Below are 25,842 nucleotides of genomic sequence, written 5' to 3'. Positions count from 1 at the left end.
GCCCCCCCGGGGCCGCTGGACGTCAGACTGCGGTAAGGCGGGTCAGGGCCTCGCGGTACTTGGCCGCCGTCTTTTCGCGTACATCGAGCGGAACCTGCGGCGCGGGCGCCTGCTTGTTCCAGCCGCTGGCTTCCAGCCAGTCTCGTACGAACTGCTTGTCGAAGCTCGGCGGATTGCTGCCGGGACGATAGCTGTCTGCCGGCCAGAAACGGCTGGAATCAGGCGTCAGCACTTCATCCATCAAGGTCAGCGTACCGTCTTCGTCCAGACCGAACTCGAACTTGGTGTCGCAAATGATGATCCCGCGCGCGGCGGCAAATTCGCTGGCAGCGCGATAGAGAGCGATCGCCGTGTCGCGCAGCCGTACGGCCAGATCGGCGCCGATCAGCTCGCTGCAGGCGGCAAAGCTGATGTTTTCGTCGTGGTCGCCAACGGCGGCCTTGGTCGACGGGGTAAACAGCGGCTGCGGCAGGCGGTCGGCCTCGCGCAAGCCGGCCGGCAGCGCAATGCCGCAGACGCTGCCGACCTGGCGGTATTCCTTCCAGCCCGATCCGGCCAGGTAGCCGCGCACGATCGCTTCGATCGGCACCGGTCGCAAGCGTTTGACCACGACGGCGCGGCCTTCTACCAGCGGCAGATCGGCGGCGGACACGACATCCTCGGGACGATCTCCGGTCAGGTGATTGGGTACCAGCTCTCCCAGCGTCTCGAACCAGAAATTGGAGATCGAGGTCAGGATCTGCCCCTTGCCGGGAATCGGATCGTCGAGAATCACATCGAAAGCGGACAGGCGGTCCGAGGCAACCATCAGCATGCGTTTATCGTCGATGGCGTACAGATCGCGAACTTTGCCGGAGTAGATTTTCGGCAGGCTCTGCAAATAAGGAGTGGTGCTGGCGGTCATGAATTCGGTCCTTGTCGATAATCCTGCGCCGGGCCCGACCGGGCCCGGCTTACAACGTATCCTGCAATGCCTCGGCCTGCTCGAGCGCGGCATCGGCGCTGGCGGCCAGGACGGTGAAATGCCCCATCTTGCGACCGGGCCGCGCCTCGCGCTTGCCGTACAAATGCAGATGGGCATTGGGAGCCTCCATCAGCACGGCCCACTCGGGCTGACCTCCGTCCTCTCGCCAGGAATCGCCGAGCAGATTGACCATCGCGGCCGGGCGCAGCAAGGAGCAGTCGCCGGGCAACAGCCCGCACATCGCGCGCACCTGTTGCTGGAATTGGTCGGTCACGCACGCATCGAGCGTATAGTGCCCGGAGTTGTGCGGACGCGGGGCCATCTCGTTGATCAGCAAGGAGCCGTCGGCAAGAACGAAGAACTCGACCGCCAGCACGCCGACATAGTCCAGCTCCTCGGCCAGGCGCACGGCCATCTGCTGCGCGCGCGCGGCCAGCGCGGCGTCGATGCGCGCCGGCACCAGGCTGATGTCCAGGATGCCCGCGCGATGCCGGTTTTCCGCGACGGGGAATACGGCACACTGGGCCGTGCTCACGCGCGTGACAATCGCCGAGATTTCGCAAGCCAGCTCCACCCGCTTCTCCAGCACGCACGGCTGGCCGCCGAAGTCGGCGAAAGCGGCGCGCGCCTCGGCCGGGGTGGCCACCCGGACCTGTCCCTTGCCGTCATAGCCAAGGCGGGCGGTTTTCAGAATTCCGGGCAGATACGGCTCCAGCCGCACATTGAGATCGCTGACGCTCTCCAGCGCCAGATACGGTACCGTCTCCAGGCCGGCGCGTCGAATGTGCGCTTTTTCCACGATACGGTCCTGGGCAATGGCGACACTGTCCCCGGAAGGGGACACCCGCACCCGCTCGGCCAGCCAGCGCATGGCATCGGCATTCACGTTTTCGAATTCGGTCGTGATCGCCGCACACTGCGCGGCCAGGGTCGCCAATGCTTGCGGATCGTTGAAAGCGGCGCACACATGCAGATCGGCAAACGCCGCCGCCGGGGCTCCGGCATCGGGGTCGAGCACTGCCACGCGATAGCCCATGGTGCGCGCGGCAACAGCAAACATGCGGCCGAGCTGGCCGCCACCGAGAATTCCCAACATGGCAGGGGGCAGAATGGCCGGCATGCTCATTCGACCTCCGGCAACGTCATGGCCAGCACCGCGCGCTCCTGTTCCTGACGGAAGGCACTCAGCTGCGCCGACAGCGCCGGCCGCGTCAGCGCAAGCTGAGCGACGGCGAACAGTGCGGCATTGGCCGCACCGGCCTCGCCGATAGCAAAGGTGGCGACCGGAATGCCTTTCGGCATCTGAACGATGGACAGCAGCGAGTCTTCGCCGCGCAGATAGCGGGAAGGGACCGGGACACCGAGCACGGGAACGATAGTCTTGGCCGCCAGCATGCCAGGCAAGTGCGCGGCGCCGCCGGCGCCGGCGATGATGGCCGCCAGGCCACGCCCGGCGGCAGCGGATGCGTAGTCGAACAAGAGATCGGGAGTCCGGTGCGCGGAGACCACACGCGTCTCGAAGGCAACGCCGAAGGTCTTCAACACGCGAGCAGCGTGCTGCATGACATCCCAGTCGCTGTTACTACCCATTACGATACCGACTTCGATCATGGGGAAAGCCCGTCAAATTGCGAAAACGGGATTTTACCCGATCCGTCACCACCGCCGGAAACGTTTTATCTCTCGACTTGAAGCGAATCAGGCACTTAGCGCCTCAAGGCCCCGCATCACAAATGGGCGAGCATTTCCTTGGCCTTGATCGCCGCCGAGGTCTTCGGATACAGCTTGATCAGACGCTTGAGCGTTGCCCGGGCCTGGTCGACCTGGCCCAGGTCGCGCTGGCAGTTGGCGATATTGCGCATGGCGTCCGGGGCATGCGGGTTCTCCGGGTGCGCTTCGACAAAACGGCGATGGATGTCGATGGCGGCATCGTACTGGCGCTGGGCCGCGTGCGAGACACCGAGCCAGTAAGTCGCATCCAGCGTCTGCGGCGACTCCGGGTTCTGCTCGATATAGCGCTGCAAGGCGACGCTGGCATTGGCAAAATCGCGGTTGCGCAACAGATTGAGGGCACGATCATAATCGGGGCTGGCCTGTGCGGCTCCGGCCGCAGCGGCAGTCTGGGCGGCGGGTGCCGAGGCGCCGGCAGGTACGGGAGGTGCGACCCGGGCTAGCGGAGCCGATGCGGATTCAAGCTTGGCCAGGCGCGAATCGAGGTCGTTGTACAGATCGTTCTGCCGCTTTTGCGTCGTCTGCACAGTGTAGTTCTGTTCTTCCAGCTGGCCGCGCATATGCGCGACTTCGGCCTTCAGCTTGTCGATTTCGGTTACCAGATCCAGCAGCTTGTCGTTGGACAACTTGCTTTCGACATCGCTCAGACGCCGATTGGCCTGCTGGGTGACCTGGTCGAGCTGTTGACGGGTCGCGTCGAGGTCCGAGCTCGTCGCGCACCCGGCCAGGGAGACCACGAGCAGACTGCCGATGGCAAACCGTTTCATATCGAACTCCGGAGAAAAAGGCGTTGCCCGCCAGTGTAGCAGGCCGGGTTGATGCCGACAGCCCCTCGGCCGTCGGCGAAAGACTTACTGACCCTGGTAGACGATATCGTCGCGACGGTTCTCGGCGTTGGCCGCATCGCTATTGCCTTCGGCGCGCGGTTTTTCCTTGCCGAAGCTGACCGCTTCAAGCTGCTTGCCGTTCACACCCAGGACTTCCATCGCCTTCTTGACGGTTTCAGCGCGGCGCTGACCGAGGCCAAGGTTGTATTCGCGGCTACCGACGGCATCGGTATTACCCTGAATCACGATCTTCTGTTCGCCATGCTGTTTCAGATAATCGGAATGCGAGGCCACCAGCGGCTTGAACTCGTCCTTCAACTCGGACTTGTCGAAATCGAAGTAAACACTGCGCTTGGCCAGCGGGCTGTTCGGGTCTTTCAAGGGATCGAGCACGGTCTTGCTGCTATCGGCGGCCGCGGCCTGGGAGGTGCCGGCGGCGGAGCTGGCGGTCGTCGGGGCCACCGGCGCGGGAACCGGCTTGGTGCTGGCGCAAGCGGCCAGCAGGGTGACAGTGGCGGTTCCGATGAACAACTGTTTCAAATTCATTTTTCTGACTCCAGATTGGAAAATCGATCAACAGCGCCTGGTCTCGCGGCCAGCGCAATACTCAGGGATTATTAAACGGCCCCCATGCCGGATCTTGCACATCGCCGTTGATGACGGCGAGTTTCACCTTGCTGCCACCATCCTGGGTGGCGGCATACAACACACTCTTGCCCCCGACCACACTGGCGTACAAAACCATGCGCCCGTTCGGGGCAAAACTCGGACGTTCGTTATACCCGGTCGACAGGACACGCCCTTCGCCGCCAGCGATATCCTGGATCACGACCCTGAATTCGCCGCCATTCTTGCGGATATACGTAAAGCTCTTGCCATCCGGCGATATCCGCGGCGACACGTTGTAGCTCCCCTGCCACGTCAGGCGCCGCGGCGTCCCGCCCTCCGTGTCGACGCTGTACACCTGCGGCCCGCCGCTGCGATCGGAGACGAACAGCAGCGTGCCGCCATCGGGTGCCCAGACCGGTTCGGTATCGATGCCATCGCTATAGGTAAGCCGGCGCGGCGATCCGCCAGCCGCCGGAACCAGATAAATCTGCGAGTTGCCGCTGGTGGTCAGCACCACCGCCAGCCGCTTGCCATCCGGCGACCATGCCGGTGCCGAATTGCTGCCCTTGAAGTTGGCGACGGCCCGGCGCGAACCGGTCGCCAGATCCTGCACCCACACCACCGGCTTGTGCGTTTCGAACGACACATACGCGAGAAAGCGCCCATTGGGCGACCATGCCGGCGACATGATGGGTTCTCGCGAGCGCAGGATGGTCTGCAGGTTGGAACCGTCGACATTGGCGACCTGCAGCTGGTAGCTGCGACCCTGCTTCAGCACATAGGCGATACGGGTATTGAATATCCCCGGCTGCCCGAGAATCGCCTGATAAATCATGTCGGCGATCGTGTGCCCGACCTCGCGCACCCGCTCCTGCGGCACGGTAAACTGGCCCGATGTCAGCTCCTTCTTCCTGCCCACGTCCATCAAACGAAAGCTGATGGTGGATTGACCGCCGGCGCCCGCCACCACTTTCCCCACGGCAATGGCCTGCGCTCCGGCAGCCTGCCATTTGGCATAATCGATCTGCGTCGGGTCGAACGGCACATTGGCCACACTGCTGCCATCCACCATGCGGAACTCGCCGGACAAGGCCAGATCCGTTCGCACCACGGGCGTCGGGGCGGTGGGCAATGCAGCCTCGTCCTTGAAGGGAACGATCGCGATCGCATAGCGCCCGGCGCTGCCATCGACACTGAACTCGACGTTCATCTCGGCGCGTGCGCCGCTGACCACACCCAGTACCAGTGCCAGGGTCATCAGACCTTTTACTAGAGTCTGCAACTTGAGCATTAGTTCCCTCTAATATCCAAATATTTATTTATACCACTATCACGTATCTAGTTTGCCGTAATGGTGAGCTTGAGATCGCGGATATCGTCGAACGCCATCCCCGGCAGCAGGTGCGGGAAACTGCCTGCGTCGAGGACGGCCTGCCGCACCGCATTATCAAACGCAGGATTGCCGCTCGAACGCAACACCGTCACCGACCGCACTTCCAGCGAAGGCAGCAGATGAATCCCCATCACCACCTTCGGATTGCCCTGAGTGCCGGGCGGAACCGCCACCAGCGGTTTCACCCGCGAAATCACCAACTGCTCATAGCCTTTGCCCGCGCGCGCGCTACCGTTTTGGCTCCCGCCGACCACGCCGCTGCTTTTGCCGGCCTGGGTCACTTTGCCGGTGGCCGGGTGGTTGCCACTGCCGAGATCTGCCAGCATGTCATCGGTCGCCGGATCGGCGTGCGCGGCTTTGTCCCTGGGCAGGCGCGCCGGTTTGGGCGTTGGGGCGGGCGCGGCCGCCGGTCTTGTCGCCGCGGGCGGCGCTTTCGGAACGGCAGCGGGCTTGGGCACCGGCTTGGGCACCGGCTTGGGCACCGGCTTGGGCACCGGCTTGGGTGCGGGCTTGGGTTCCCGTTTCGGCACAGGCGTGGGCGCGACTCTTGCCGGCGCGGGCTCGGAGGCGACTTTCTTCGGCCTGACGGGATGGCGGACATGGCCGAGGTTGACATCGGCCGGAGCTTCCGGCGGCGACACCGCCTGCAGTTGCGGCCGCGGCGTTTCGACCGGAGCCGGAGCGGGTGCGGCGGGCGACGGCAGTGTCGGCGCACTACTCCACAATTCAACCGCAACCGGTGGCGGCTCGCGGGTCACACGGCTTTGCACACCGGCCCACAGCAACAAGGCGGCGACACCGGCATGCAACAAAACGGACAGGACGGCAGGGGCGCCCAGGCGGCCACGACTCATTGCTTCACCGTCAAGGCCACGCGTTTGATGCCGGCCTTGTGCAAGGCATCCGCGACTTTGATCACGTCTGCGTATTTAAGCTCCCGGCTGGCCGAGATCGCGAACGGCTGATCGTTCGCAGCCATGCTCCGTACGAGATCGGCCAGTTCCTCGGCCGATGCGACAGTCGCATCGGGCGCGCTGCCGCTACGCACGACGATGCGATCGGCACGGTCCATTACGATTTCAACGGGATGCGAATCCATCGCTCTGGCGTGCGATACGCTGGGAACGTCGACGACGCCGGGGGAAAACATAGGCGTCGTCACCATGAAGATCACCAGCAAAACCAGCATGACGTCGATATAAGGCACAACGTTCATCTGGTTCATTTGGCGGCGGGGTCTACGATTGAGCATGTCTGGGGAAAATTCCGACGGGGAGAGTGCTCCGCGGCCGTAAAGAATTCGATTGAAGGCAAGGTTCTTTGAGTTGCGAGAACCGGGAAAAGTTCCGCAGCACGCGGATGCGCGTCACAATCTCGTCGCCAGCGTCATGCCGTCGCCCATGGGCAGCACGCACAGCCGCACTCGCGGATCGCGCACCAACTCGGCGTTGAACGCATGGATCAGATGAACGCCGGGCGGGTCCTGCGGCTGCGGCGCCATCGCACGACCGGAGAGAAAGACATTATCGATGGCGATCACGCCACCGCGACGCACCAGCTTCAGGCAGGCTTCGAAATACGCACGGTAATTCGGCTTATCGGCATCGATCAACGCAAGGTCGAAGCTGTCTGCCTGCCCCTCGGCCAGCAGGGCATCCAGCGTATCGAGCGCCGCCTGCAGCCGCAATTCGATACGGTCGGCCACCCCTGCCCGCTGCCAGTATTCGCGCGCGATGTCGGTAAAGGCCGGCGTGATGTCACAGGCCACCGCCGTTCCGTCGGCCTGCATCGCCTGCGCCACGGCCAGGGTGCTATAACCGGTGAAGACACCGATTTCCAGGTAGCGGCGCACGCCGGTCAGTTGCGCAAGCCAGCCGAGAAACTGCCCCTGCTCCGGGGCGATCTGCATCTTGGCCTGGCGATGCGTCGCCGTAAATTCGCGCAGTTCGCGCATCACCGGCGTTTCGGTCAATCCGATTTGCAACAGGTATTCACTCAGGGCGCCATCCAGCGCCACGGTACGACGGGTCATGGCAGCGTTCAGTCGGGCTGATAGACGTAGGGCTTCTGCGCGACGCGCGATTCCTTCCAGCGGCGCTGATCGTCCAGGTCCAGCGTCGTATCCCACAGCTTCAAACGCAGCTCGCGGCGCTCGCTGTCGACGGCCGGGTGCTGCTCAAGGTACTCATCCATGAACTTGGTGAATTCCGAAACGTACATCCGATTCTCCTTCTGTTTTCGCTAGTGTAACCGATGCACGGCCATTCAGAGCACAATGACCGGCTCGTGCCGGTCGCCGTACATGGCGCGATCGGCGGCCGTCAGCAATTCTTCGACCCGTTCTCCGTCGTCGGGGTAGTAGGCCGTCCCGATGCTGACCCCCAATTGCAGCGAGCGGCCATCTTCCAGCGCATAGGGACGTTCCAGTTCCTGCTTCAACCGCGCCAGCACGCGTTCGACCTGCTGATAACCGCCGATATCTTCAAGCATGACCACGAATTCGTCGCCGCCGAAACGGGCCACCGTGTCCTCGCCGCGCAAACACGTCCGCATCCGCCCGGCGACCGAACGCAACACCTGGTCTCCGCCCGCCTGGCCGAGCGTGTCGTTGACGGCGGTGAAGCGGTCAAGATCGAGAAACACGATCGCCAGCTGACGTCCGTTGCGCTGCAGACGCGCAATGGCATGCTGCATGCGGTCATAAAACAGATTGCGATTGGCCAACCCCGTCAAGCGGTCGTGGTTGGCCTGGTAAAACTCGCGCATCTCATGCTCGAAACGGTCGCCGCGGCAGTGGCGACGTACGGCGGGTGCGAACACCAGCAGACCGGACAGCGCCAGCGACAGGCAACTCATCGCCGCCCACTCGAAGCCGTCGACAATCTCGAAGCCCGGCTGCCAGTCCAGCCGCAGCATCGGGGCGGTCATCGCGGGATGGCGTTCGGCCTCGAGCCGTGGCAGCAAGCGGCGCGCCAGCCAGCCGCCATCGAATGCGCGACGCTCGAAAAAGCCCGCCCCGGCAGCCGCGTGCGCGCCCGGCGCCAGACTCAGACGCACGCCAGCCCCGGCCGGCAGGGCCTTCAGGTCCGGCGTCAAGGCGTCGGCCGCAGCCAACACCGCGATGACGGCTCGCGGCCCCTGAGCCGTCGCAGCCGCTCGTGGCCGCAGCCGCAGGTAAACGCGCCGGCCGCCAGCCGCGACAAAAGGCGGCGAGACGGCAACACCCGCGCCTCGCACCAGGGCGCGGCCGGTCGCGCGCACCATCGCGCCGACAGCGGGGTCGGGGCGGACCGACCCATCCACGGAGGCCACCGCGACATAGTCGGCTGTCGCGAAATCCTCTGCCCGCAGCAAAGCGAGACCGGCCTTGCCGCTTCCGCGCAACAGGTCTCCGCCAGCGTCGCGTCCGGTCTTTCCGCGCGGCGCGCCGCTCATCCCGTCGAGAATGGCATAGCTATCGAGTAGCGCCGACCCGCTCTGCCATTGCAGCGCCAGCTCGCCGCCAAGCCGGTCGGCGAGAGACTGGAGACGCTGATCTGCGCGGGACACGGCGCGATTGACGAAGGCCTGCGCGATCAGGCCGCTCAACACCAGCCATAGCAGCGCAGAGGCAAGATGGAGCGGCTTCATGCGCATGGGCAGACCTCGTTCGCGCCGGGAAATGAGAAAAACGGGGGACGCACCGGTTCAGACGCCCCAGTGCGGCTTGCCCAGTTTTTCGGTCAAAATACGCCACGACTGCAGCATTTTCTGGAATTTGTTGTTCGCTGGCGCGACTTCGCGCACGCGCTGCAACATCTCGCTGGCCCGCCGCATATGGCTCTCATGCCAGCCATTGCGATGAACATAAGCCATCGTGGCATTGACTAGATTGAGCATCACCTGAATGTTGTACGGCATTTCGGTATGCGCACGCGCGAAGCGTTCAAGCGCGGCATCCAGCTGCCCCGCCTGCGCCTCGCGCACCGCCACGTTGTTGAGATCGACCACCGACTGCACGTTTTCGGCGATCAGTTGGCGGCCGTTTTCGCCGCGCCCAACCTGCTCGAACACATCGCCCATCCGCGCCAGCAGGCTCTCGTCATCGTGATGGTTGCGCACGAGGGCGCGCATCGTCTCGTCGCCGGCCGCGTGTTTCCCCTGCTGGTAACAGGCGCGCGCGAACTCCATCTGCGCCTCGGGCGTCAACTGCCCCGTCAGCCCGGCCAGCCTTTCCTCGGCCAGCCCCAGCAACTGCTCCGCCCGGTTGCGATTGCCCGCCTTGAGCTGGATCTGGCTGTCGACGACATCGGCCATCCATGCGCCGGCCTCGTTGTAGCGATAGTCTCGCCGCAGATTGGACAAGGTGCGTCCGGCACTGCCGGCTTCGCCCAGCTCGAGCTGGACCCGGGCCACCATCGCATACTGGGTCGGGCTGCGATGCCAGGTATATTTGGCGATTTCCAGCGCCTCGCTGCTCGCCTTGAGCGCGGTATCGAGATCATTGTTCAACAGCGCCACTTCGGCCAGTTGCTGCTGACGGCGGATCACCACCGGCGACAGCTCGGTTGCGCGCGCCAGCACGTCCTGCGCGCGCGCCAGATCGTGACTGCCACGCGCGAGTTGCGCGAGCCAGTCATATGCCTCCATAACCCTGTCGTTGTCGGCCAGCACCTCTTCGAACAACATGCGCGCTTCGTCGTACTGTCGCAGACCGGTCAGAGCCTTGGCCAGGCCCAGCTTGGCCCAGGCCACACCCTTGATGCGCAGCACGTCGAGGTAGAGTCCGCGCGCCGTGTCGAAGTCGCCGATTTTCAGCGCGAGCGAGCCTTTCAGCTTCATGAAATCGAGGGTGAATTCGCCGCGCTCGGCGATCTTTCCGTCGCAGGTCTCGATCGCGAGCAGGTATTCGTTGCGCATGATCGCTTCGTCGATGGGCCGGAATGCCTCGCGCCGGCGCATCGCTTTATTCAGTCGCAGCCGCAGCACCTCGCCGGTGAACGGCTTGAGCAAATAGTCGTCCGGAGCCAGTTCGGCAGCGGAAATCACGCGCGGCGCGCGCCTCTCGCCGGTCACGATCATGAACACGCAGGACTGTTTGATCAGATTGCGTTCCTTGACCTCCTCGAACAGATAGAGCCCGTCGTAACCACTGCCGAGGTCATAGTCGCACAACACCACATCGAAATCGTAACGGCTCATCTTGGCCAGCGCGTCCCCGGCCTTGCTCGCGAACTCGACCTTATCGGCGCCGAACGACGACAGGGTCATCGCCAGCGCGCGCTGCATCTCCGGCACGCTGTCCACAACCAGAAACAGCCGCCGGGAATACGGATCCTCGTGTGCGGCATGGCCGGATTGCTCGCCGCTACCCGGCAGGGGAAACTGTTGTTCCATCGCGCTCCGTTCGAATGATTCTGTCCCGCGACCGCTTATTCGGCCGTGAGTCGCGCATATCTAAGATCCAGCCACTTCAATCCCTGCTCGGCGAAGTTGATTTGCAGCCGCACATCGTCCCCCGCGCCTTCCGCATTCACCACCACACCCAGTCCGAACTTGGCATGGCCGACCGACTGCCCGATGCGGAAACCCATATAGTCGTGCGAACTCAGCGGCGCGGCCGTATTGTGCCACGGTGCTCGCGCAGGCGGCCGCGGCGGCGCTTCGGGACGCGGTTTCGGCGACAGCTCGTGCACCAGTTCTTCCGGTATCTCGTCGAAAAAGCGCGAGCGGATCGGAAAACGGCTCTGGCCATGCAGCATCCGTGCCTGAGCACAACTCAGGTATAGCCGCTTGCGCGCGCGCGTGACTGCAACGTACATCAGCCGCCGTTCTTCTTCCAGCCCTTTTTGATCGTTGAAACTGTTTTCATGCGGGAACAGCCCTTCTTCGAGTCCGGTGACGAACACGGCATCGAATTCCAGCCCCTTGGCCGCATGCACCGTCATCAACTGCAGCGCGTCCTGTCCGGCCTCGGCCTGGTGTTCGCCCGCTTCGAGCGATGCGGCACCGAGAAACTCGATCACCGCCATCTCGCGTTCGTCGGCGATGAAGCCGGCAGCCGCATTGACCAGCTCATCCAGGTTGGCGATGCGCTCCTCGCCATCCTTGCGATCCTGTTCGTACATTTCGCGCAAGCCGGAATCGGCAATGGCCAGGCTCACGCACTCGGCCAGAGACAAGCCTTCCGCACGCTGCCGCATCGACTCGATCAACAGCACGAAGCGACCGAGGCTGGCCGCACTGCGGCCGCCGCCTGCGGCGCAGGCAACCTGCCACAGCGGCAAACCCTGCTCGCGCGCATTGACCTGCAACGTTTCCACGGTGCGGGCACCGATGCCGCGTGCGGGAACGTTGATCACGCGCAGCAGGGCATTGTCGTCTTCGGGGTTCGCAATCAGGCGCAGATAGGCAAGCGCGTGCTTGACCTCCTGGCGCTCGAAGAAACGCAAGCCGCCGTAGACGCGATAGGGCAAGCCCGCGTTGACCAGCGCGTGTTCAAGCACGCGCGACTGCGCATTGGAACGATAAAGCAGGGCGATGTCGACCAGAGAAGCGCCTTCGCGTTTCAACGCGCGCACTTCGTCGACGATGAACTCGGCCTCGTCGCCATCGGACCAGGCCTGATACGTGCGGATCGGCTCGCCCTCTCCCGCCTCGGTCCACAGGTTCTTGCCCAGACGGCCGTCGTTGCGCTCGATCAGCGCGTTGGCCGCCTTGAGGATGGTCCCCATCGAGCGGTAGTTCTGCTCCAGCCGCACCGGTTCGCCGATGCCGTAATCGGAAAGCAGCGACCGCATATTGCCGACTTCGGCCCCCCGGAAGGCGTAGATGGACTGATCATCGTCGCCGACGGCGAATACCGCGTTGTCACGCCCGGCCAGCAGGGTCAGCCACTTGTATTGCAGGCGATTGGTATCCTGGAATTCGTCGACAAGAATGTGATGGAAACGCTCGCGATAATGCTCGCACAAAGCCTGGTTGGCGCTGAGCACCTCGTAGCTGCGCAGCAGCAACTCGGCGAAATCGACCACGCCTTCGCGCCGGCACTGGGCGTCATAGGCGGCGTAGACTTCGACCAGCTTGCGCGTATACGCGTCCGCCGCATCCAGCGTGTCGGCGCGGCGTCCGGCCTCCTTGTTGCCATTGATGAATTGCTGCACGGCGCGCGGCGGGAATTTTTCGTCGGAAAGCTCGAGGCTCTTCAGCAGCCGCTTGACGACCGCCTGCTGATCGGCGCTGTCCAGAATCTGGAACGTCTGCGGCAAGCCGGCGTCGCGGTGATGGATGCGCAAAAACCGGTTGCACAAACCGTGGAATGTCCCGATCCACATGCTCTTGATGTTGACGGGCAATTGCGTGGACAGCCGGGTCTGCATTTCGCGCGCGGCCTTGTTGGTAAACGTCACCGCCAGCACGCCGGCCGGGCTGACCTGCCCGCTCTGGATCAGCCAGGCGATGCGAGTCGTCAGCACCCGGGTCTTGCCGCTTCCGGCCCCTGCCAGCACCAGCGCAGAACGCGCGGGCCACGTTACGGCGCGGAGTTGTTCGGGATTGAGACCTGCCAGAAGATCTGAGCTCATTGTCGCCACGGAAGAATCGTCGAAACCCCGATTTTAACAGAGCGGGAGCCCGATCCGTGCGTTTTGCGCAGCAGGCGGGCCGGCACTCGGCGTGCCGTCCGCTAAACGCGCTGATCCATCTCCAGTGCAGGCGTACCCGGCACGTCCTGGCGCACGATGCGCGCCGGCACCCCGACCACGGTGCAATGCGCAGGCACATCTTCCAGCACCACGCTGCCAGCGCCGACCTTCGCACAGCGACCGACGCGGATATTGCCCAGGATGGAGGCGCCGGCCCCCAGCATCACGCCGTCGGCGATCTTGGGATGGCGATCGCCGGATTCCTTGCCCGAACCGCCGAGCGTCACCCCTTGCAGAATGGAAACGTTATTGCCGACCACCGCCGTCTCGCCGACCACGATGCCGGTGCCGTGGTCCAGCATCACGCCTTCGCCAAAGCGCGCCGCCGGGTGGATATCGGCGCCGGTCACTTCAGAAATGCGGTTTTGCAGGAAATAGGCCAGCGTGCGCCGGTCGTTATTCCACAGCCAATGCATGATGCGCTGGCTCTGCAAGGCGTGGAACCCTTTGAAGTAGAGCAAGGGGATCGAATACAGATCGCAGGCCGGGTCGCGATCGTAGCAGGCACGGATATCGTTGCGCATCGCAGTACAGATGGAGGGCTCGCTGCGCAGCGCCTCGCAGAACAGTTCCATCAACGCACGGGCATCCATCACCGGGCTGGCCAGTTTGCTCGACAGGTGGAAGGCGAGCACGTCTTCCAGCGAGCCGTGGCGCAGCACGGTCATATGCAAGAAGCTGGCCAGCAGGGGCTCGGTGCGGGCCGCTTGGGCCGCCTCGCACCGTATGGTTTCCCACAAGGGATCTTGGTCGGTATCGGACATCGATTTACTCCGCAACGGCATCGGACGCCTCATAGCAATACTACGTCAAACTGTTCCTGCGAGTACGTGGCTTCGACCGACAGGGAAACCGGCTTGCCGATGAAATCGACGAGCAGGGCCAGGCTTTGCGACTCCTCGTCCAGAAACATGTCTATCACCGGCTGCGCGGCCAGGATGCGGAAACCCTTGGCATCGAACTGCCGGGCCTCGCGCACGATTTCGCGCTGGATTTCGTAGCAGACGGTCTGCGGCGTCTTGATCTCGCCGCGGCTCTGGCACATGGGACACGGCTCGCACAGCACATGGGCCAGGCTTTCGCGCGTCCGCTTGCGGGTGATTTCGACCAGCCCCAGGCTGGTGAAGCCGTTGAGCGTGACGCGGGTACGGTCGCGCGCCAGCGATTTGGCCAGTTCGTTGAGCACGGCCGAACGGTGCTCCTCGCTGTCCATGTCGATGAAATCGACGATGATGATGCCGCCCAGATTGCGTAGCCGCAGCTGGCGCGCAAGCGCGTGCGTGGCTTCCAGGTTGGTCTTGAAGATGGTCTCGTCGAAGTTGCGATTGCCGACGTAGCCCCCGGTATTGACGTCTATCGTGGTCATCGCCTCGGTCTGGTCGATGATCAGGTAGCCACCGAACTTCAGATTGACCCGACGCGCGAGCGCGCGGTCGATCTCGGCTTCGATGCCGTGCAGTTCGAACAGCGGACGCTCGCCGCTATAGCGCTGGATCTTGCTCGCCGCCGACATCACGTATTGCTCGGCGAAATCGACCATGCGGCTGTAATTCTCGGTCGAGTCGACGATCACCTGTTCGGTGGACTCGCTGACCATGTCGCGCAGCACGCGCACCGACAAGGGCAGATCCTCGTACAGCAACGACTGCGCCGGCAGCGTGTTGGCCCGGGTGCGGATGTCGGACCACAGCCGCGACAGGTACTCGATATCGGCCGCCAGTGCCGCATCGTCGGCGGTCTCGGCGCTGGTGCGGATGATATAGCCGTGCGGCGCATCGGGCGACAGCAGCTTTTCCATGCGCGACCGCAGCGACAGGCGATCTTCTTCGTTGTCTATCTTCTGCGAGATGCCGATATGTTCTTCCTGCGGCAAATGCACGAGGAAGCGGCCGGCCAGGCTGATCTGCGTGCTCAGCCGAGCCCCCTTGGTGCTGATCGGGTCCTTGATCACCTGCACCAGCACCGTCTGCCCTTCGAACAGCATTTTTTCGATGCGCTGCGGCTCGCCGGGGTGCTGCCGCTGCTCGAGCACGTCGGCGATGTGAAGAAAGGCCGCGCGTTCAAGCCCGATTTCGATAAAGGCGGATTGCATGCCGGGCAGCACGCGCTTGACCTGCCCCAGGTAGATATTGCCGACGATGCCACGGCTGGCCGCGCGTTCCACGTGCAGCTCCTGCACGATCGCGTCCTCCAGGACAGCCACCCGCGTCTCCTGCGGCGTGATATTGACCAGAATCTGTTCTTTTGGGCGCGGCAGATCGCGCGGCAAAGCTATCGATTGATGCAGCATGACGTGTCTTTTCACGGGAAGGAGAAGCCGAACTCGGCGAGCAGAGCGGCCGTCTCGAACAGCGGCAGGCCCATCACTCCAGTGTAGCTCCCCGCGATGCGTTCGATAAACACGCATGCCTTGCCCTGGATGCCGTAGGCGCCGGCCTTGTCGAAGGCTTCCCCGCTATCCAGATAACGGTCGATCTCATCCGCGCTCAAGGCGCGGAAGCTGACATCCGTGATCGAAGTCCGCTGCAGCATCCGCTCACCTTCGCGCACGGCCAGGGCCGTGACCACCTGATGGGTGTTTCCGGAGAAGGCGAGCAGCATGCGCCGCGCGTCGGCGGCGTCGACGGGTTTACCGTAGATCACCCCATCGAGCACCACGGTGGTATCGGCAGCCAGCAGCGGACGCACCGGCAGGCCGCTCTCGACCACGGTGCGCCAGCCTTCGACCGCCTTCTCGCGCGCCATGCGTTCGGCATAGGCCACGGCCTCTTCTCCCGGGCGCGGGGTCTCGTCGATCTCGGCATGGATGCGTTCGAAATGCGGGCACAGTTGCGCGAGCAGCTCGCGGCGGCGTGGGCTGGCCGAAGCCAGATACAGAGTCGTGGTCATGAAGGATTCCCTAGTGTCCCCGCCCCGGCGCCAACATCAGAGGCCCGCCGCGGGCAGGGGAGGGAAAGGTTCCGCGGCGGGACCGGGGGCAGGACTCAGCCCAGACGCCCGTGGCACTGCTTGTACTTCTTGCCGCTGCCGCACGGGCAGGGATCGTTCCGGCCGACACGCAGACCCTGCGCGGCCAGCGTTTCCGGAGACAGGGGATTATCGGCATCGACCGCTTCCGGCTCCGCGTGGCTCATCTCCATGCCCGCCGGTTCGTGCTGCTCGATAACCGCGTCTTCCTGGCTGCGCACCTGTACCGTCAGCAAAACACCGACCACACCGCGTTTGATGCGCTCGAGCATGTCGGCGAACAGTTCGAAGGCCTCGCGCTTGTACTCCTGCTTCGGGTTCTTCTGCGCATAACCGCGCAGATGGATGCCCTGGCGCAGATGGTCCATCGCCGCCAGGTGCTCGCGCCAATGGTTATCGAGCATCTGCAGCAGCAGCGAACGTTCGAACTGGCGCATGCCCTGCTCTCCGGCCAGCGCGACCTTGGCCGCGTACGCATCGGCCGCGATCTTGATGATGCGCTCGCGCACGTCGGGAATATCGAGCGTCGGTTCCGCCTTCAGCCATTCGCCCACCGGCGCGCTCAGCAGATACTCGGACGTCAGCGCCTTTTCCAGCCCGGCGACGTCCCACTGCTCTTCCATCGACTCGGGCGGCAAGTGCTCGTCGACCATATCGGAGAGCACGCCCTCGCGCATATTGATCGCCATCGCACTGACATCCTCGTCCTCGAGAATCTCTGCGCGCTGCTGGTAAATCACCTTGCGCTGGTCGTTGGCGACATCATCGTATTCGAGCAGCTGCTTGCGGATGTCGAAGTTGCGGCCCTCGACCTTGCGCTGGGCGTTTTCGATCGAACGGCTGACCCACGGATGCTCGATCGCCTCGCCTTCAGGCATCTTGAGGCGGTCCATGATGGCCGCCACGCGATCGGAGGCAAAGATGCGCAGCAGCGGATCTTCCAGCGACAGGTAGAACCGCGAGGAGCCCGGGTCGCCCTGACGGCCGGAACGACCGCGCAGCTGGTTGTCGATACGGCGCGATTCGTGACGCTCGGTGCCGACGATATGCAGGCCGCCGGCGGCCAGCACCGCATCGTGGCGCAACTGCCACTCGCTGCGCAATTGCGCGATGCGCTCGGCGCGAGCGGCATCGGTCAGCGAGGCATCGTCCTCAACCGCGCGGATTTCGGGTTCGGGATTGCCGCCGAGCACGATATCGGTGCCGCGCCCGGCCATATTGGTGGCCACCGTGATCACGCCGGGACGGCCGGCCTGGATGATGATGTCGGCTTCCCGCGCGTGCTCCTTGGCGTTGAGCACGTTATGCGCAAGCTTGGCCCGGGTCAGCAGTTCCGCGATCAATTCCGAGTTTTCGATCGACGTGGTCCCGACCAGCACCGGCTGGCCGCGCTCCTGGCAATCCTTGATGTCGGCCAGGATGGCCTCGTATTTCTCGCGCGCGGTCCGGTAGACTTTATCCTGCGCGTCCTTGCGCACCATCGGCTTGTTGGTCGGGATCACCACGGTCTCGAGGCCGTAGATTTCCTGGAACTCGTAAGCCTCGGTATCGGCGGTACCGGTCATGCCCGACAGCTTGCCGTACAGGCGGAAATAGTTCTGGAACGTGATGGAGGCGAGCGTCTGGTTCTCGCGGTTGATCTCCACCCCTTCCTTGGCCTCGACCGCCTGATGCAGACCTTCTGACCAGCGGCGGCCGGCCATCAGCCGGCCGGTGAATTCGTCGACGATCACCACCTCGTTGTCCTGCACGACATAGTGCTGGTCGCGGAAGAACAGCGCATGCGCCTTCAGCGCGGCGGACAGGTGGTGCATCAGGGTGATGTTGGTCGCGGAATACAGGCTGTCGCCTTCGCGCAGCAGCCCCAGCTCGCTGAGAATCTGCTCGCTGTGCTCGTGCCCGGCTTCGGACAACATGACCGAATGCGCTTTTTCGTCGACCCAGTAATCGCCTTCGCCCTCTTCGGTCTCCTGACGCTTGAGGCGAGCCGGCAATTCGTTGATGCGGCGGTACAGATCGACGTTATCTTCGGCGGGGCCGGAAATGATCAGCGGCGTGCGCGCCTCGTCGATCAGGATGGAATCGACCTCGTCGACCACGGCGAAAGACAGCTTGCGCTGCACCTTCTCGCCCAGCGAGAACACCATGTTGTCGCGCAGGTAGTCGAAGCCGAACTCGTTGTTGGTGCCGTAGGTGATGTCCGAGGCATAGGCGCGCTGCTTGTCGTCATGAGCCATCTGGCTCAGATTGACGCCGACGGACAGGCCGAGGAAGTTGTACAGCCGTGCCATGATGCCGGCATCGCGGCTGGCCAGGTAATCGTTGACCGTCACCACATGCACGCCGTTGCCGGCGAGCGCGTTGAGGTAGACCGCCAGCGTCGCCACCAGGGTTTTGCCTTCGCCGGTGCGCATTTCGGCGATCTTGCCGTCATGCAGAACCATGCCGCCGACCAGCTGGACATCGAAGTGTCGCATTCCCAACACGCGGCGCGACGCCTCGCGGCAAACGGCGAACGCTTCGGGCAACAGATCGTCGAGCGTCTCCCCGCCGGCCAGGCGTTGTTTGAATAGGGCGGTCTGGCCCGCAAGCGCCTCGTCGGACAAGGCGAGCATGCCGTCTTCCAGTGCGTTGATACGCAACACCACCTGCCGATACTGCTTCAGGAGCCGATCGTTGCGGCTGCCGAACACTTTTTTGAGTAGCGTGGAAATCATCTATCGAATCCAGAAGCCCTGCGGGCCGGGAAAAATGGAGAAAAGTGTAGCACATCCAATGGAAGGGGGATGGGGGCGAGCACAATCTGCGTCAAGTCCCTGTGCAAAAACATCGTGCGCCACCCGTGCGGCTTTCGTAGGAAAGCGGGCGTCCGTGGGCTAGAATGGGGACGTTTTCATCATTCCGGCCGCAGCAGCGCATGAGTTGTCTATCGTTCAAGGATATAGCGGGCAAGGACCAGATGCTGGCCCGTCTGACGACGGCCGCCAGGGCGATGCTGGAGATGGATCGCGCCTTCCGCTCCCTGCTGCCGGCCGGACTCGCTCCCAGTTGCCGTGCCGTATGCATCCGCGACGGCGAGCTTCAATTGCTCGCGGACAGCGGCATGGTCGCGGCCCGGCTGCGCATCCTCTCCCCGGGTCTGTTGCCGGCGCTGGCCGCGCTCGGTCACGAAGCGGTGCGGGTCAAGGTGAAGGTCGACATCCGCCTCAGGCAGGCCGCCCCGCCCCGGGCCGCCGGGATCAGCCCGCACGCGCTCGACGAAATGGAACGGGCCGCCGCACGGGTCGGCAATCCGCTGGTCAGCGCCGCGCTGGCAAGGATGGTCGCCAACCAACGCAAACGCTGACCCTCAGATCACGTAATCGGATGCATCGCCGTTGAATACCGACAATTTTTTCGGTCGGACGAACGCGGTATCGCCTGGCGTCAGCCCCAGCTCCCGATAGCGCTCCTTGCTCAAGGCGACATCGATGACAGAGCCGTCGTCCTGGCGAAGTTCGAGCCTGACCACGGGACCCACCGCATGGATATGCTCGATCCGTCCCTGTGCCAGCGCCTGCGCAGCCGACATAGAAACATCCAGATCGTGCGGCCGCACATAGGCCAGCGCCTGATCGCTGTCGTCGTGCCCCGCCAGCGGATGGGCGAAGTCTCCCACCCTGAACAAACCCCTCTCGACCCGCCCGTGGAACAAATTGACGTCGCCGAGGAACTGGGTAACGAAGGGCGAAGCCGGATTTTCATAGATTTCATCGGGCCGCCCGACCTGTTCGATATGGCCGTGATCCATCACGACCACCCGGTCGGAAACTTCCAGCGCCTCCTCCTGGTCATGCGTGACGAAGACGCTGGTCAGATGGATTTCATCGTGCAGCTCGCGCAGCCAGCGGCGCAGATCCTTGCGCACGCGCGCATCCAGCGCCCCAAAGGGCTCATCGAGCAATAACACGCGCGGTTCGACCGCCAGCGAGCGCGCCAGGGCGATGCGCTGGCGCTGGCCGCCGGACAGTTGCGGCGGATAAGCGTCGGCCAGCCATTCCAGCTGCACCAGCCGCAGCAGCTCCATCACCCGTTCGCGTATCGCCTCCGGCGACGGTCGCGTGCGCCGCGGTTTCACCGTCAGCCCGAAAGCGACATTGTCGAAAACCGTCATATGGCGAAAGAGGGCGTAATGCTGGAACACAAAGCCGACCTTGCGCTCCGCGACGTGGCGATGGGTGGCGTCCTCCCCTCCGAACAACACCTGCCCGCCATCGGGACGTTCCAGGCCGGCAATGATGCGCAGCAAGGTGGTCTTGCCGCAGCCGGACGGCCCGAGCAAGGCCAGCAACTCGCCATCGTTGACCGTGAGATTGACGTCATCCAGCGCCACGAAGTCGCCGAACTGCTTGCGGATATTCTGGATCTCAATGCTCATGCGTGCTCTCCCGCGCGACGGACCCGTGCCAGTTGCACCCGTCCCGACGCCTGGTTCTGCTCCCTGGCCTGACGCCATTCGATCAGCGACTTGATCACCAGCGTCAGCAGGGCGAGCAGGGCCAGGATCGAAGCGCAGGCAAAGGCGCCGACAAAATTGTATTCGTTGTAGAGGATTTCCACGTGCAGCGGAATGGTATTGGTCTCGCCGCGAATATGGCCCGACACCACGCTGACGGCGCCGAACTCGCCCATTGCGCGGGCATTGCACAGGATCACGCCATACAGCAGGCCCCACTTCACATTCGGCAGCGTGACGCGCACAAAGCTCTTCCAGCCGGATGCGCCCAGCACCAGCGCCGCCTGCTCCTCGTCCGCGCCTTGCGACTGCATCAAGGGAATCAGTTCGCGTGCGACGAAGGGAAAGGTCACGAACACCGTCGCCAGCACGATGCCGGGCTCGGCGAAGATCACTTTCATCCCGTGGGCCGCGAGAAAGGCGCCGACCGGCGAATTCACACCGAACAGCAGCACGAACATCAGGCCGGCCACCACAGGAGACACCGAAAACGGCAGGTCGATGAGCGTAGTCAGCAGGGTCTTGCCGCGGAACTCGAAACGCGCGATCGCCCAGGCCGCCGCGATACCGAAGACCAGGTTGAGCGGCACCGCGATCGCAGCCGAACGCACCGTCAACCCGATCGCCGCGCGGGCATCGGGCTCGGTCAGCGCCGCCAGGTACAGGCCGACGCCGTGCGACAGGGCCTGCTGAAAGACCGACAACAGCGGAATCAGCAGGAACAGAAACACGAATGCCAGAGCCACACCGCACAGGCTCCAGCGCACCCAGCGCGCCTCGGCGGTGGCGCTATACGAATCGGACATGGCGGGCTCCTCTCATCAGCGCTGCGCGCCGTTACGCCGTGCAGACCACCATTGCAGGGAATTGATCAGCAGCAGCAACGCAAAAGAAATAAGCAGCATGACAACGGCTACCGCGGTCGCGCCGTTCTGGTCGTACTGATCGAGTTTGGATACGATGATCAAGGGCGCGATCTCGGACACCAGCGGAATGTTGCCGGCGATGAAAATCACGGAACCGTATTCGCCTGTCGCGCGGGCAAATGCCAGGGTCGTACCGGTGATCAGCGCGGGCAGCACGGTCGGGAAAATGACCCGGCGCACGGTCTGCCAGCGATTCGCGCCCAGGCAGCTGGCCGCCTCCTCCAGCTCGCGCTCGAGTTCCTGCAGCACCGGCTGCACCGTACGCACCACGAAGGGCAGGCCGATGAACGTCAATGCCACGACGATGCCTAGCGGCGTATACGCGACCTTGATCCCCAACGGGGCCAGATACTGTCCGACCAGGCCATTGGGCGCGTACAAGGTCGTCAGGGCGATCCCGGCCACCGAGGTGGGCAAGGCGAAGGGAAGATCGACCATCGCGTCGATGAAACGCTTGCCGAACAGGCGGTAGCGAACCAGCACCCAGGCCAGCAACAGACCGAATACCGCATTGATGGCTGCCGCGATGGCCGCCGCGACGAAGGACAGCCGCAAGGATGCGAGCACGCGCTCGTCGAGGACCGTACCGAGAAAGGCCGGCCATCCCATGCGGCTGGTCGCGACGATCATCATCGCGAGCGGCAGCAGCACGATCAGCCCCAGCCAGGCCAGGCTGATGCCGAAGCCGAGGCGGAAACCCGGCAAGACGCTGTAACTCCGGTTCAATAAACTCATGCCGCCCCCGTCATTTATGCGCCATCAAGCGATCGAACTCGCCGCCGTCGGCAAAATGCTTCTGCATGGCCGACTGCCAGGAGCCGAACACGGACGGCACATCGAAGGTGCGGGCATAGGGAAACTGCGCGGCGTAACGGGCCGCGACCTGCGGATTCGCCGGACGCAGGAAATAGCGCGCGGCAAGCGCCTGCGCTTCCGGGCTCCACAGATAGTCGAGATAGGCCTGCGCCTGGCGACGGCTGCCCTTCTTGTCGACCACGCTGTCGACCACGGCAACCGGGTTATCGGCGCGCGCCGACAAGGTCGGGTAGACCAGTTCGAACTGACCGCGACCGAACTCGCGCGAAATCATCTCCGCCTCGTTTTCGAAGGTGATCAACACATCGCCGATCTGGCGCTGCATGAAGGTGGTGGTCGCGGCGCGACCGCCGCCATCGAGCAAGGGAACGTTGGCAAGGATATGTCCGACCAGCTGCCGCGCGCGGGCGTCGCTGCCTCCGGGCTGCCGCAAGGCCCAGGCCCAGGCCGACAGGTAGCCGTAGCGGCCGTTGCCCGATGTTTTCGGATTGGCCAGAATCACTTGCACACCGGGCCGGGCGAGATCGGGCCAGTCGCGGATATGCTTGGGATTGCCCTTGCGCACCAGCAAGACCATGGTCGAGGTGAACGGCACGGAGTGATCGGGGAAGCGTTGCGCCCAATTGGCCGCCAACAGATGGCGTGTGGCCAGGACGTCGATATCGGAGGCCTGGTTCATGGTGACCACATCCGCCGGCAGGCCGTTGACCACGGCCAATATCTGCTTGGAAGAGCCGCCGTGCGACTGCTGCACGGTAACCGTCTCCCCGCTCTTCGCGCGCCATGCCTTCTGGAACAGCGGGTTGTAATCCTTGTAGAAATCCCGCATCACATCGTAGGAGGCGTTGAGCAATACCGGCGCCCCCAGTGCGCCACGCGCGAGCAGCATGACCGCGGTCAAAATCAGGAGGCGACGCTTCATGAACAATCCTTTCCCCGTTACGGGTTGACGATTTGCTCACTATACCGCGCCAGGTTATTCCCATTAATACTAATGTGAAATACATTAATATCATATCGTTATATAGGCAGAATGTTCCGTTCCATCCGGCATTCCCTTTAAAATCGTGCCGCCGGCATTAACAGCCACGCCATGCTTAACCTGGCTGTTACGGAAATGAAACAATCGCCCGCTAGACTGCGGTGATCTTGTGAATGTCAGGAGTTCGGATCATGCCTCTGGACAGTAGCGCCCCCGCCGGGAGCAGCGGTCATGTCGCCGGCGACCTGCTGGAAAGTCCCATTACTGTCGCCTCCAGCAACACCAACTACGACATTCTTGAACTTTTCACTGCCACACCCGAGCTCGGCAATATCCCGGTCGTCAACGATGGCCACCCGATCGGCATCATCAACCGCAATACCTTCATGAGCACGCTCGCGCGGCCGTTCCACCGCGAAATATTCGGCCGCAAGTCCTGCACCGCCTTCATGAATCCGTCGCCCTTGATCGTCGATTACCACACTCCGCTGACCGAACTGTCCTACCTCGTGCTCGATATCGGCGAAAAAGGCTTGTCCGATGGTTTTCTGATCACATCGGAGGGGCGCTATCTCGGCATCGGCCAGGGGGTGTCCCTGATGCAGGCGCTGGCCGACCAGCAAGCGGCAAAGCATCGCCAGATGATGGAAAGCATCCACTACGCCTCGGTGATTCAGCAGTCTTTTCTGCAAAGCTCGCGCCGCGACATGGCCGGCGCCCTGTCCGACTATTTCATGTTCTGGGATCCGCGCGATATCGTCGGCGGCGACTACTATTACTTCGTCAAACGCAACGACGGCTTTTTCGTCGCGGTCATCGATTGTACCGGCCACGGCGTGCCGGGCGCCTTCATGACCCTGATCATGGCATCCGCGCTGAAGCAGGTGCTGACCACGCACGATTTGCAGGAGCCGGCCGAACTGCTGGCCGCGATCAACCGCCAGGTCAAGGAGTCGCTGGGCCAGCTGGCTCGCGACGACCTCGGCGGCGAGGATGTGCGCAACGAAGACATGCATTCCGACGATGGCATGGACTGCGCGTTCTGCTGGTACCACGCCCCCAGCCGCACCTTGTCCTATGCCGGGGCCAAAACGCCGATTTTCCTGCTTGAAGAAAACGGGGACGGCATCATTACCATAGACGGAAACCGCAAGGGCGTCGGCTATGTCTCCACCGCGCTCGACTATCGCTGGGACACGCATCGCGTCCAGCTGCAGCCGGGGACCCGCCTCTACATCTGTACCGACGGCATCATCGACCAGATCGGCGGCGCCAAGCGCATCTGCTATGGCAAGAAACGTTTCAAAGAATCGCTGCTCACCCATCGCCATCTGCCGATGGCGGAGCAGCAACACAAGCTGATCCAGGCCTTCCGTCAGTGGCAAGGCGAAAATGCCCGCCGCGATGACGTGAGCCTGTTCGGCGTCCATATCGCCTAAGCGCCTCCAGTTCCGGCCCGGGAATCCAGCATGCAATTGAACGTCTTCAACGAGTTTCAGAAAAGCGCCATCGATCAGGGCGTCCTGTTCTACTACAGCGGCTATTTTTCTCAGACCATCATCACGGCCATGGGCGATGCCCTGCGCCAGCGCCTGAACAACCACCTCGACGCCAGCAATGTGGCGCGCCGACGCCTGTTTTCCACTTTCGTCGAGCTTGCGCAAAACGTCGTGCATTACTCGGCCGAACACCTGACGCCCATGAATGCGTCCAACCACGAGATCCGCCGTGGCGCGGTATGGGTGGGAGAACGCGACGGCCGGTTTTTCGTCGTCTGCGCGAATCCTCTGCAACGCTCGGAACAGGAGCGGATGCGCGAAAAGCTGGAGCCGCTGCGTCAGATGAGCAACGAGGAAATCAAGTCGCGCTACCGGGAACAGCGTCACCTCGACAGCGAAGCGCAGAGCAAGGGAGCCGGCCTTGGCTTTCTGACGGTGGCGCGGGATGCGTCGGAACCGATCGAATTCGAGTTCGTCGATAACGGCGACAGCGAAAACATCATGTTTTATCTGAAGGCGACCATCTGATCATGAACAGAATCCAAATCGCGGCCACCGCGGCCACCCCTGAAATCGATTTCGACTTCGCGGCTCATGTCCTCTCGCTGCGTGGCGAGAGTTACCCGGAAAACGCCCAGGCATTTTACGGCCCCGTGCTGGCCGAGTTGGAAGCGTATCTGGCCACCCATACCGACCGCCGTATCACCGTCAACGTGCAACTGGCCTACTTCAACAGTTCCAGCACCAAGCTGCTGATGAGCCTGTTCGAGCGGCTGAACACCGCAGCCCTTGCCGGCAACAGCATCACCCTGAACTGGCACTATGACGAGGACGACGACACGATTCTCGAATTCGGACAGGAAGTCGCGGACGACAACGCCGCGCTCGACTTCCATGCGATGGCGCTGGCCTGACGCTCAGCGCGCAGCGCGCGGGATCGGCAAGCAGAGT

The 25,842-nt window shown here is 63.3% G+C and carries 25 protein-coding genes; 4 read left to right on the top strand and 21 right to left on the bottom strand.

Going from position 1 to position 25,842, the window contains the following annotated elements:
- Positions 1–22: 22 nt before the first annotated feature.
- The 17 genes from G520_RS0117385 to secA all read right to left on the bottom strand — a co-directional run bounded on the left by G520_RS0117385 (position 23) and on the right by secA (position 18,890).
- On the bottom strand, positions 23–904 hold the full coding sequence (locus tag G520_RS0117385) for a phosphoribosylaminoimidazolesuccinocarboxamide synthase (RefSeq protein WP_028536769.1): 882 nt from the start codon (positions 902–904) through the stop codon (positions 23–25).
- Positions 905–953: 49 nt separating this feature from the next.
- Positions 954–2,090 carry a 5-(carboxyamino)imidazole ribonucleotide synthase gene (locus G520_RS0117380; protein WP_028536768.1) on the bottom strand — a complete coding sequence of 379 codons (1,137 nt, stop codon included), beginning with the start codon at positions 2,088–2,090 and terminating at the stop codon, positions 954–956.
- Positions 2,087–2,575: a 5-(carboxyamino)imidazole ribonucleotide mutase gene (gene purE, locus G520_RS0117375; protein WP_028536767.1), complete on the bottom strand. Its 489-nt coding sequence runs from the start codon at positions 2,573–2,575 to the stop codon at positions 2,087–2,089. The genes G520_RS0117380 and purE overlap by 4 nt, the downstream gene beginning before the upstream one ends.
- Positions 2,576–2,691: 116 nt before the next feature.
- A complete protein-coding gene (gene ybgF / locus G520_RS0117370) occupies positions 2,692–3,462 on the bottom strand; it encodes a tol-pal system protein YbgF (RefSeq protein WP_028536766.1) in 771 nt (256 codons plus the stop codon).
- An 84-nt stretch (positions 3,463–3,546) separates the two neighbouring features.
- Positions 3,547–4,068: an OmpA family protein gene (locus G520_RS0117365; protein ID WP_028536765.1), complete on the bottom strand. Its 522-nt coding sequence runs from the start codon at positions 4,066–4,068 to the stop codon at positions 3,547–3,549.
- A gap of 61 nt (positions 4,069–4,129) precedes the next feature.
- Positions 4,130–5,422: a Tol-Pal system beta propeller repeat protein TolB gene (gene tolB, locus G520_RS0117360; protein ID WP_028536764.1), complete on the bottom strand. Its 1,293-nt coding sequence runs from the start codon at positions 5,420–5,422 to the stop codon at positions 4,130–4,132.
- Positions 5,423–5,469: 47 nt separating this feature from the next.
- The gene (locus G520_RS25735) at positions 5,470–6,378 is read right to left on the bottom strand and encodes an energy transducer TonB (RefSeq protein WP_028536763.1); all 909 of its coding nucleotides are present in this window, start codon (positions 6,376–6,378) and stop codon (positions 5,470–5,472) included.
- Positions 6,375–6,776 (bottom strand): biopolymer transporter ExbD, encoded by a 402-nt coding sequence (locus G520_RS0117350; RefSeq protein ID WP_028536762.1) that lies wholly within the window; start codon positions 6,774–6,776, stop codon positions 6,375–6,377. The genes G520_RS25735 and G520_RS0117350 overlap by 4 nt, the downstream gene beginning before the upstream one ends.
- A 114-nt stretch (positions 6,777–6,890) precedes the next feature.
- Complete coding sequence (locus tag G520_RS0117345) at positions 6,891–7,556, bottom strand: class I SAM-dependent methyltransferase (RefSeq protein WP_028536761.1); 666 nt, start codon at positions 7,554–7,556, stop codon at positions 6,891–6,893.
- Positions 7,557–7,564: 8 nt separating this feature from the next.
- Positions 7,565–7,744 (bottom strand): DUF3460 family protein, encoded by a 180-nt coding sequence (locus tag G520_RS0117340; RefSeq protein ID WP_028536760.1) that lies wholly within the window; start codon positions 7,742–7,744, stop codon positions 7,565–7,567.
- A gap of 45 nt (positions 7,745–7,789) precedes the next feature.
- Positions 7,790–9,160 carry a GGDEF domain-containing protein gene (locus G520_RS24120; RefSeq protein ID WP_028536759.1) on the bottom strand — a complete coding sequence of 457 codons (1,371 nt, stop codon included), beginning with the start codon at positions 9,158–9,160 and terminating at the stop codon, positions 7,790–7,792.
- 51 nt (positions 9,161–9,211) lie between these two features.
- Positions 9,212–10,900 (bottom strand): response regulator, encoded by a 1,689-nt coding sequence (locus tag G520_RS0117330; protein WP_028536758.1) that lies wholly within the window; start codon positions 10,898–10,900, stop codon positions 9,212–9,214.
- Positions 10,901–10,935: 35 nt separating this feature from the next.
- Positions 10,936–13,086 (bottom strand): UvrD-helicase domain-containing protein, encoded by a 2,151-nt coding sequence (locus tag G520_RS0117325; RefSeq protein WP_028536757.1) that lies wholly within the window; start codon positions 13,084–13,086, stop codon positions 10,936–10,938.
- 101 nt (positions 13,087–13,187) lie between these two features.
- Complete coding sequence (cysE, locus tag G520_RS0117320; protein WP_028536756.1) at positions 13,188–13,970, bottom strand: serine O-acetyltransferase; 783 nt, start codon at positions 13,968–13,970, stop codon at positions 13,188–13,190.
- A gap of 29 nt (positions 13,971–13,999) precedes the next feature.
- Positions 14,000–15,496, bottom strand: a complete 1,497-nt coding sequence (gene rng / locus G520_RS0117315) for a ribonuclease G (protein WP_028536755.1) — start codon at positions 15,494–15,496, stop codon at positions 14,000–14,002.
- Between the two features lie 11 nt (positions 15,497–15,507).
- Positions 15,508–16,095: a Maf family protein gene (locus G520_RS0117310; protein ID WP_028536754.1), complete on the bottom strand. Its 588-nt coding sequence runs from the start codon at positions 16,093–16,095 to the stop codon at positions 15,508–15,510.
- Positions 16,096–16,190: 95 nt separating this feature from the next.
- Positions 16,191–18,890: a preprotein translocase subunit SecA gene (gene secA / locus G520_RS0117305; protein WP_028536753.1), complete on the bottom strand. Its 2,700-nt coding sequence runs from the start codon at positions 18,888–18,890 to the stop codon at positions 16,191–16,193.
- Between the two features lie 200 nt (positions 18,891–19,090).
- Between secA and G520_RS0117300 the strand changes: the two genes are divergently transcribed.
- Positions 19,091–19,519 carry a DciA family protein gene (locus G520_RS0117300; protein ID WP_028536752.1) on the top strand — a complete coding sequence of 143 codons (429 nt, stop codon included), beginning with the start codon at positions 19,091–19,093 and terminating at the stop codon, positions 19,517–19,519.
- Positions 19,520–19,522: 3 nt separating this feature from the next.
- Here the strand turns inward: G520_RS0117300 and G520_RS0117295 are convergent, their stop codons facing one another.
- The 4 genes from G520_RS0117295 to G520_RS0117280 are packed head-to-tail and all read right to left on the bottom strand — an operon-like array spanning position 19,523 to position 23,332.
- On the bottom strand, positions 19,523–20,590 hold the full coding sequence (locus tag G520_RS0117295; protein ID WP_028536751.1) for a sulfate/molybdate ABC transporter ATP-binding protein: 1,068 nt from the start codon (positions 20,588–20,590) through the stop codon (positions 19,523–19,525).
- Entirely contained in the window at positions 20,587–21,474 is an 888-nt protein-coding gene (gene cysW, locus G520_RS0117290; protein ID WP_028536750.1) for a sulfate ABC transporter permease subunit CysW, read from the bottom strand. Before cysW ends, G520_RS0117295 begins: the two co-directional genes overlap by 4 nt.
- A gap of 15 nt (positions 21,475–21,489) precedes the next feature.
- Positions 21,490–22,329: a sulfate ABC transporter permease subunit CysT gene (gene cysT, locus G520_RS0117285; RefSeq protein ID WP_028536749.1), complete on the bottom strand. Its 840-nt coding sequence runs from the start codon at positions 22,327–22,329 to the stop codon at positions 21,490–21,492.
- Between the two features lie 10 nt (positions 22,330–22,339).
- Complete coding sequence (locus G520_RS0117280) at positions 22,340–23,332, bottom strand: sulfate ABC transporter substrate-binding protein (protein WP_028536748.1); 993 nt, start codon at positions 23,330–23,332, stop codon at positions 22,340–22,342.
- Between the two features lie 251 nt (positions 23,333–23,583).
- Here G520_RS0117280 and G520_RS0117275 point away from each other — a divergent pair, with 251 nt between their 5' ends.
- The 3 genes from G520_RS0117275 to G520_RS0117265 are packed head-to-tail and all read left to right on the top strand — an operon-like array spanning position 23,584 to position 25,805.
- Positions 23,584–24,831, top strand: coding sequence for a SpoIIE family protein phosphatase (locus G520_RS0117275; protein WP_028536747.1), 1,248 nt, complete (start codon positions 23,584–23,586; stop codon positions 24,829–24,831).
- Between the two features lie 30 nt (positions 24,832–24,861).
- Complete coding sequence (locus tag G520_RS0117270; RefSeq protein ID WP_028536746.1) at positions 24,862–25,419, top strand: SiaB family protein kinase; 558 nt, start codon at positions 24,862–24,864, stop codon at positions 25,417–25,419.
- Positions 25,420–25,421: 2 nt separating this feature from the next.
- Positions 25,422–25,805 (top strand): DUF1987 domain-containing protein, encoded by a 384-nt coding sequence (locus G520_RS0117265; protein WP_028536745.1) that lies wholly within the window; start codon positions 25,422–25,424, stop codon positions 25,803–25,805.
- Positions 25,806–25,842: the final 37 nt, after the last annotated feature.

It is taken from the genome of Paludibacterium yongneupense DSM 18731, from assembly GCF_000422925.1.
GTDB lineage: Bacteria > Pseudomonadota > Gammaproteobacteria > Burkholderiales > Chromobacteriaceae > Paludibacterium > Paludibacterium yongneupense.
The sequence above is the reverse complement of the archived record's forward strand: the minus strand, read 5'-3'. Positions and strand labels throughout refer to the sequence as shown.

Excerpts from the sequence above, each read along its gene's own strand:
- G520_RS0117385 (WP_028536769.1), bottom strand. The coding sequence starts at position 904 with ATGACCGCCAGCACCACTCCTTATTTGCAGAGCCTGCCGAAAATCTAC.
- G520_RS0117380 (WP_028536768.1), bottom strand. The coding sequence starts at position 2,090 with ATGAGCATGCCGGCCATTCTGCCCCCTGCCATGTTGGGAATTCTCGGT.
- purE (WP_028536767.1), bottom strand. The coding sequence starts at position 2,575 with ATGATCGAAGTCGGTATCGTAATGGGTAGTAACAGCGACTGGGATGTC.
- ybgF (WP_028536766.1), bottom strand. The coding sequence starts at position 3,462 with ATGAAACGGTTTGCCATCGGCAGTCTGCTCGTGGTCTCCCTGGCCGGG.
- G520_RS0117365 (WP_028536765.1), bottom strand. The coding sequence starts at position 4,068 with ATGAATTTGAAACAGTTGTTCATCGGAACCGCCACTGTCACCCTGCTG.
- tolB (WP_028536764.1), bottom strand. The coding sequence starts at position 5,422 with ATGCTCAAGTTGCAGACTCTAGTAAAAGGTCTGATGACCCTGGCACTG.
- G520_RS25735 (WP_028536763.1), bottom strand. The coding sequence starts at position 6,378 with ATGAGTCGTGGCCGCCTGGGCGCCCCTGCCGTCCTGTCCGTTTTGTTG.
- G520_RS0117350 (WP_028536762.1), bottom strand. The coding sequence starts at position 6,776 with ATGCTCAATCGTAGACCCCGCCGCCAAATGAACCAGATGAACGTTGTG.
- G520_RS0117345 (WP_028536761.1), bottom strand. The coding sequence starts at position 7,556 with ATGACCCGTCGTACCGTGGCGCTGGATGGCGCCCTGAGTGAATACCTG.
- G520_RS0117340 (WP_028536760.1), bottom strand. The coding sequence starts at position 7,744 with ATGTACGTTTCGGAATTCACCAAGTTCATGGATGAGTACCTTGAGCAG.
- G520_RS24120 (WP_028536759.1), bottom strand. The coding sequence starts at position 9,160 with ATGCGCATGAAGCCGCTCCATCTTGCCTCTGCGCTGCTATGGCTGGTG.
- G520_RS0117330 (WP_028536758.1), bottom strand. The coding sequence starts at position 10,900 with ATGGAACAACAGTTTCCCCTGCCGGGTAGCGGCGAGCAATCCGGCCAT.
- G520_RS0117325 (WP_028536757.1), bottom strand. The coding sequence starts at position 13,086 with ATGAGCTCAGATCTTCTGGCAGGTCTCAATCCCGAACAACTCCGCGCC.
- cysE (WP_028536756.1), bottom strand. The coding sequence starts at position 13,970 with ATGTCCGATACCGACCAAGATCCCTTGTGGGAAACCATACGGTGCGAG.
- rng (WP_028536755.1), bottom strand. The coding sequence starts at position 15,496 with ATGCTGCATCAATCGATAGCTTTGCCGCGCGATCTGCCGCGCCCAAAA.
- G520_RS0117310 (WP_028536754.1), bottom strand. The coding sequence starts at position 16,095 with ATGACCACGACTCTGTATCTGGCTTCGGCCAGCCCACGCCGCCGCGAG.
- secA (WP_028536753.1), bottom strand. The coding sequence starts at position 18,890 with ATGATTTCCACGCTACTCAAAAAAGTGTTCGGCAGCCGCAACGATCGG.
- G520_RS0117300 (WP_028536752.1), top strand. The coding sequence starts at position 19,091 with ATGAGTTGTCTATCGTTCAAGGATATAGCGGGCAAGGACCAGATGCTG.
- G520_RS0117295 (WP_028536751.1), bottom strand. The coding sequence starts at position 20,590 with ATGAGCATTGAGATCCAGAATATCCGCAAGCAGTTCGGCGACTTCGTG.
- cysW (WP_028536750.1), bottom strand. The coding sequence starts at position 21,474 with ATGTCCGATTCGTATAGCGCCACCGCCGAGGCGCGCTGGGTGCGCTGG.
- cysT (WP_028536749.1), bottom strand. The coding sequence starts at position 22,329 with ATGAGTTTATTGAACCGGAGTTACAGCGTCTTGCCGGGTTTCCGCCTC.
- G520_RS0117280 (WP_028536748.1), bottom strand. The coding sequence starts at position 23,332 with ATGAAGCGTCGCCTCCTGATTTTGACCGCGGTCATGCTGCTCGCGCGT.
- G520_RS0117275 (WP_028536747.1), top strand. The coding sequence starts at position 23,584 with ATGCCTCTGGACAGTAGCGCCCCCGCCGGGAGCAGCGGTCATGTCGCC.
- G520_RS0117270 (WP_028536746.1), top strand. The coding sequence starts at position 24,862 with ATGCAATTGAACGTCTTCAACGAGTTTCAGAAAAGCGCCATCGATCAG.
- G520_RS0117265 (WP_028536745.1), top strand. The coding sequence starts at position 25,422 with ATGAACAGAATCCAAATCGCGGCCACCGCGGCCACCCCTGAAATCGAT.